Annotated in this window: 5 protein-coding genes and 1 pseudogene; all 6 read left to right on the top strand. The window is 46.8% G+C overall.

Annotation, left to right across the window (positions count from 1 at the left end; genetic code table 11):
- Window positions 1-186 (top strand): annotated as a pseudogene (locus F8N00_RS16050) (DUF4887 domain-containing protein); the annotation flags it as partial.
- Between the two features lie 103 nt (window positions 187-289).
- Complete coding sequence (locus tag F8N00_RS16045; RefSeq protein WP_421018565.1) at window positions 290-2,554, top strand: DEAD/DEAH box helicase; 2,265 nt, start codon at window positions 290-292, stop codon at window positions 2,552-2,554.
- Window positions 2,551-3,756 (top strand): ribonuclease H-like domain-containing protein, encoded by a 1,206-nt coding sequence (locus F8N00_RS16040; protein WP_035396853.1) that lies wholly within the window; start codon window positions 2,551-2,553, stop codon window positions 3,754-3,756. Before F8N00_RS16045 ends, F8N00_RS16040 begins: the two co-directional genes overlap by 4 nt.
- On the top strand, window positions 3,753-4,313 hold the full coding sequence (locus F8N00_RS16035) for an SLOG family protein (RefSeq protein ID WP_421018564.1): 561 nt from the start codon (window positions 3,753-3,755) through the stop codon (window positions 4,311-4,313). Before F8N00_RS16040 ends, F8N00_RS16035 begins: the two co-directional genes overlap by 4 nt.
- 5 nt (window positions 4,314-4,318) lie before the next feature.
- Window positions 4,319-4,633, top strand: coding sequence for a cell division regulator GpsB (gene gpsB, locus F8N00_RS16030; RefSeq protein WP_023468607.1), 315 nt, complete (start codon window positions 4,319-4,321; stop codon window positions 4,631-4,633).
- Window positions 4,634-4,764: 131 nt separating this feature from the next.
- Entirely contained in the window at window positions 4,765-5,319 is a 555-nt protein-coding gene (locus F8N00_RS16025) for a nuclease-related domain-containing protein (RefSeq protein ID WP_023468606.1), read from the top strand.
- The last annotated feature ends 46 nt before the right edge of the window (window positions 5,320-5,365 follow it).

Here is a 5,365-nt window from a genome sequence, read left to right as displayed (position 1 = left end):
ACGGATGAACCATCAACGGACGAACCGACGACGGACGAACCGACGACGGATGAACCATCAACGGACGAGCCGACGACGGATGAACCGTCATCGAATGATGGGGCGAATGCTCAAAGTAACTCAAATGTACCAGCGGAACGAAACAACAATAATTCGAATAACAGTGGAGACGACTCTGAAGATTAATTAAGGAGCGTCACTTGTAAAGTAGACAAGACCAAAGACGAGTAGTTCGTTCTTTGGTCTTGCCTCTTTTTTTGTATAATGAGAAGTGGAAGGAAGTGAAAGCATGCAAGCTAAACAAACGCTCGTTGCATTTCTCGAAGAATTGAAACAGGACCGCTCATTCATGGAGCGGATTACGTATATGAAAACGATGGAAGCGACAGCTGGACGCTATGTCGATTTTCCAGAACGACTCCCGGAGCGTTTACGACAAGCCCTTCGCACACGTGGGATCACGCAATTGTACCGTCACCAAGGGCTAGCGTTTGAACGTGTACAAGCGGGAGAATCTACGGTCATCGTCACACCGACTGCTTCCGGAAAGACCTATTGTTTTAACTTACCGGTCCTATCGCACCTGCTCGAGCATCCGAACGCGCGGGCATTATATCTCTATCCGACAAAGGCCCTCGCACAGGATCAAAATAGTGAATTACTTGAACTGATCGATCAATTAGAGGCGCCGATCCGATGTTTTACCTATGACGGAGATACGTCACCGACGATTCGAACAAAAGTTCGAAAAGCTGGTAATATTGTCATCACGAATCCGGATATGCTACATTCCGGCATCCTACCACACCATACGAAATGGATCGAACTGTTCGAGAACTTGAAGTATATCGTCATCGATGAGCTTCACACCTATCGTGGCGTGTTTGGTAGTCATGTCGCCAATGTCATTCGTCGCTTACGACGGATTTGTCGGTATTATGGTAGTGATCCCGTCTTCATCATGACGAGTGCGACGATTGCCAATCCCAAGGAACTGGCAGAACGTCTGACGGAAAAAACAGTCGGTTTGATTGATGACAACGGTGCGCCAACAGGACGTAAACATTTTCTTGTCTATCAACCACCGATCGTCAACGCACAACTCGGCATTCGACGTTCTGCGACGCTTGAGACGAAACAACTGGCGATGCGTTTCATCAAGAAAAAGTTCCAAACGATCGTCTTTGCACGGTCACGCGTTCGCGTTGAAGTCTTACTGACGTATCTAAGAAGCATCTATCCGCATGAGCTCGCTCCGCGATCGATCGAAGGGTACCGGGGCGGTTATTTGCCGAGTGAGCGTCGCGATATCGAACGACGGTTACGTCAAGGAGAGATCACCGGTATCGTCTCGACGAACGCTCTCGAACTTGGTGTCGACATCGGTCAACTGCAAGTCTGTATCATGAATGGTTATCCGGGAACAATTGCTTCGCTTTGGCAACAAGCAGGACGAGCGGGGCGCCGTCAAGATGATGCGTTAATCATTCTTGTCGCTTCTTCCGGTATGCTCGATCAATATGTCGCAGAACGACCAGAGTTATTCTTGAATCAATCCCCGGAAGCAGCCCGACTTGATCCGGATAATCTGATCATTGCCGTCGATCACGTCAAATGTGCAGCGTTTGAACTGCCTTTTACGAAAGGAGAATCATTTGGAACGCTCGAGACGGAAGATATCCTCGAATACTTAGTCGAAGAGCGTGTCCTGCACGAACGTGGCGATCGATTTTATTGGATGAACGATGCGTTTCCGGCTCATGGAATATCACTTCGGTCGAGTGATCAAGAGAACGTCATCATCGTCGATCAGACCGAGGTACCGAATCGAGTCATCGGTGAAATGGATACGTTTAGTGCGATGACATTGTTACATGACGAGGCCATTTATCTTCACGGAGCTGATCAATACCAAGTTGAGCATTTGGATTTCGAAGAGAAAAAAGCATTCGTCCGTGCCGTGGACGTTGATTATTATACGGATGCTAATTTTTCAGTCGACCTTTCCGTGCTCGAAGAAGATGAACAGTATGCAGAGGGAGAATATAGTGTTGCGCGCGGTGATGTCAGCGTCCGCGGAATGGCGACGATGTTTAAGAAGATTAAGTTCGGTACGCATGAGAACATCGGCTCTGGTCCAATTCACTTACCGGAACGAGAAATTCATACGACAGGTGTCTGGTTCACGTTACCCGATCACGCACGCTCTTCGACAGAGCTCGAACAAGTGCTAGAAGGAGTCGCGAATAGTCTCAGACGTGTCGCACCGCTTTATTTGATGTGTGATGCCAGTGATGTCTTCGTCGTGCCACAAGTCAAGGCGACACACACGCAACAGCCAACTGTTTATCTATATGATCGTTACCCTGGAGGTGTCGGTCTCGCGGAGTCGATTTATAAGCAACGCGCTGTCATGTTGCGTGCCGCCCGTGATTCGATCGTCACATGCCCGTGTCAGGACGGTTGTCCTGCCTGTATCGGTATGGTTGGCGTAGCAGACGAGAAAGAACGAACGATTCAGTTGTTGGCAGAAATGGAGAAGGAACTATCATGAAAAATCGTCTTAGACGTATGCTGAAATCTACATCAGACGCCGCACCGGAGGATCAAGTGTCTTCCGCTCCTGAAGTGGAGACGCTGAAAACACCAATCGGGTGGACTGACGAACAGCAAGCCTGGATTGATCGTGGGGCCGATATCTTGACGTTCGAAGAAGAGTGGATTGTCAGGATCGACAAGCGATATGCATTAACAGATCGGCATGGAGACCGAAGCTTTGCTGAAGTGTATGAGTCCTTACAACTTCCTCATCCACCGCTTGCACTAGATGTTCCACTTGAGCAAGTCATTTTCTTTGATACGGAGACGACAGGATTACGAGGAACTGGAACGACGATCTTTTTACTCGGGTTCGCGCGCTTTGAGCAGGGCGGATTGCTGATGCGACAATATTTCTTACCGCATCCGCACTTTGAAGCTGCCTTTTACCATCACTTCCTGCACGATATCGGAGATGATGTCCGCTTTGTGACCTATAACGGGAAAAGTTTTGATTGGCCGCAAATCAAGACACGTCATGTCTTCGTTCGGGAACGTGTTCCGCGTTTGCCGAAAGTCGGTCATCTCGATTTACTTCATGTCGCGCGACGAATCTTTAAAGGAATGTATGATTCCTATCGATTGACAGCGATGGAAGAGCGAATCGGATTTGAACGGGAAGGGGATTTACCTGGATTTTTGGCGCCGATGCATTACTTTCAGTACGTCGAACACCAGCATCCGGATATCATGACAGGGGTCTTGCAACATCATCTGGATGATTGTCTGACGCTTGTCGGACTCTATGATGCGTGCAACCGACTCGTCACACATCGAGCGGAGGCGCCTTCCCCGATTCAAGAAAACATCGCGATTTGGCTGGCAGATCTCGGAATTCATGAAGGATCACACGCTCATTTTCAGCAAGTCAAAGAACTATCAGCAGAAGGATGGTTGCGCCAAGGATATTTGCATAAAAAAATGAAGAACCATGAACAAGCTCGAGAGTGTTTCTTGAAGAGCGACAGTTATTTAGGGTATGTTGAGCTTGCGAAGTGGGCAGAGCACATTGCAAAAGATCCAGTGCTTGCTTATGATTATACGGAACGAGCACGACAACACGTCGAGCGACATCATTGGTTGATTACTAAAAAAGAACGAATCTTAGCAGAGCTGGATCATCGAGGACGTCGGTTGAAAAGGAAGTGTGACGTGTGAAAGTTGTCGCCATCACAGGATATAAACCCAATGAACTAGGTATCTTTGATCAAAAACACCCTGGGATCCGGGTCTTAAAGGCAGCATATCGTGAGCGAATGATTCGCTTAATTGAGGATCGAGGCACAGAGTGGTTTATCACGAATGCCTCACCGGGTTGCGAAATCTGGGCATGCGAGGTCGTGCTTGAATTAAAGGAAGAGTATCCCCATATTCGTCTCGGTATTCTGTTGCCGTTCTTGGAACAGGAAGCACGCTGGAAAGAGCCAGTTCAAGCGCAGTACCTTTCCATTCTTGAACAAGCTGACTTCGTCGAAGCAATCAGCCAGAAACCGTATACGGATTCATCGCAGTTACGTAATAAAACCGAGTTCATGATTCAAAAAAGCCAAGGATTATTGTCGGTTTTTGATGAAGAACATGGAGGATCAGCGAAATTTTTAGTAGAGCGTGCTAGAATAGAAATGGAACAATCCGATTATCAGTTGTTTTTAATTACACAAGATGATTTATCTTGGCTCGAACAAGAATTACAATACAATGATCAGTGGGAGTGAAGAGGATGTATAAGCCATTGTTGACAGCGGACGATATTTACAAAAAGGAATTCAAAACCGGCCTCCGTGGCTATGTCATCGAGGATGTCGATGGATACTTGGATCAAATCATTAAAGATTATGAAGGATTCGAACGTGAGATCGAACGTCTGAAGAAAGAGAACGAGGCGTTAAAACAAGCACCAGCACAACCGGTAAAACGTGAAGAGCGCCGCGTCGAGCAAGCGGAGCCACAAGTATCAAGTTCATCGAACTATGACATGTTACGTCGTATTTCAAATTTAGAGAAGGCCGTTTTCGGACGTCCGCACCAAGATTGACGCATCAAAAAAGACATTTCTGTCAGATCAGAAGTGTCTTTTTTTATTTCCTTCTTTTTTGAAAGAATCGTCATCTGAGTGAAAACGGTGTTAAGATAACTAATAATACATACTACAAAGGATGATGAACCATGTTACAAGTCATGACTGCTTCTGTTCCTCAACCACCGCGCCGTCGTTTTTTTGCAAGTAAACAAGTGAGTACGACGACGAGTGAAACGGATGCACTCTGTAATGAAATCCGTCATGTTTGTCGTTTTGATTGGATGTTGTTTGATCGGATTCGTCTTTCTGACACGATAGTCATTCCTTTTGCGCTGATCGGACCAAAAGGATTATTCCTCGTGTTACAAAACGATGCGGTCGTAGAATGGATGACGGAGGAATCTTGCCATGTCATGGATGATGAGCATGGAAGAAAAGTGTTTGCACCTCATCCCATCCATCAGTCGAAACAAATCGTTCAAGCGGTTCGAAAAACGCTAAAAGAACAAGGGATCATCATTCCGATTCATGGCATTACACTTTTTCCGAATGCACCACAGATGCGGACGGAACGAATTAAATTCCCGACGGGGAACAGCTTTAAAGATGTGCGGGCGTTCATCGTCTCAAAGAAATCCTCCCCTGTTCAAGAGCAAGAACGAAAACAAGTTGCGTTTTATCTCGCGCAGCAACAGGAATGAACAAAGGCAGTGAAGCTGTCTCTTATACACATCTCCGAGCCCACGA

Source organism: Exiguobacterium sp. A1_3_1 (assembly GCF_048985645.1).
GTDB classification, from domain to species: domain Bacteria; phylum Bacillota; class Bacilli; order Exiguobacteriales; family Exiguobacteriaceae; genus Exiguobacterium_A; species Exiguobacterium_A indicum.
This window is presented reverse-complemented; position numbering and strand designations above follow the sequence as displayed.

Coding starts and splice junctions, on each gene's coding strand:
- F8N00_RS16045 (WP_421018565.1), top strand. CDS start 290: ATGCAAGCTAAACAAACGCTCGTTGCATTTCTCGAAGAATTGAAACAG.
- F8N00_RS16040 (WP_035396853.1), top strand. CDS start 2,551: ATGAAAAATCGTCTTAGACGTATGCTGAAATCTACATCAGACGCCGCA.
- gpsB (WP_023468607.1), top strand. CDS start 4,319: ATGTATAAGCCATTGTTGACAGCGGACGATATTTACAAAAAGGAATTC.
- F8N00_RS16025 (WP_023468606.1), top strand. CDS start 4,765: ATGTTACAAGTCATGACTGCTTCTGTTCCTCAACCACCGCGCCGTCGT.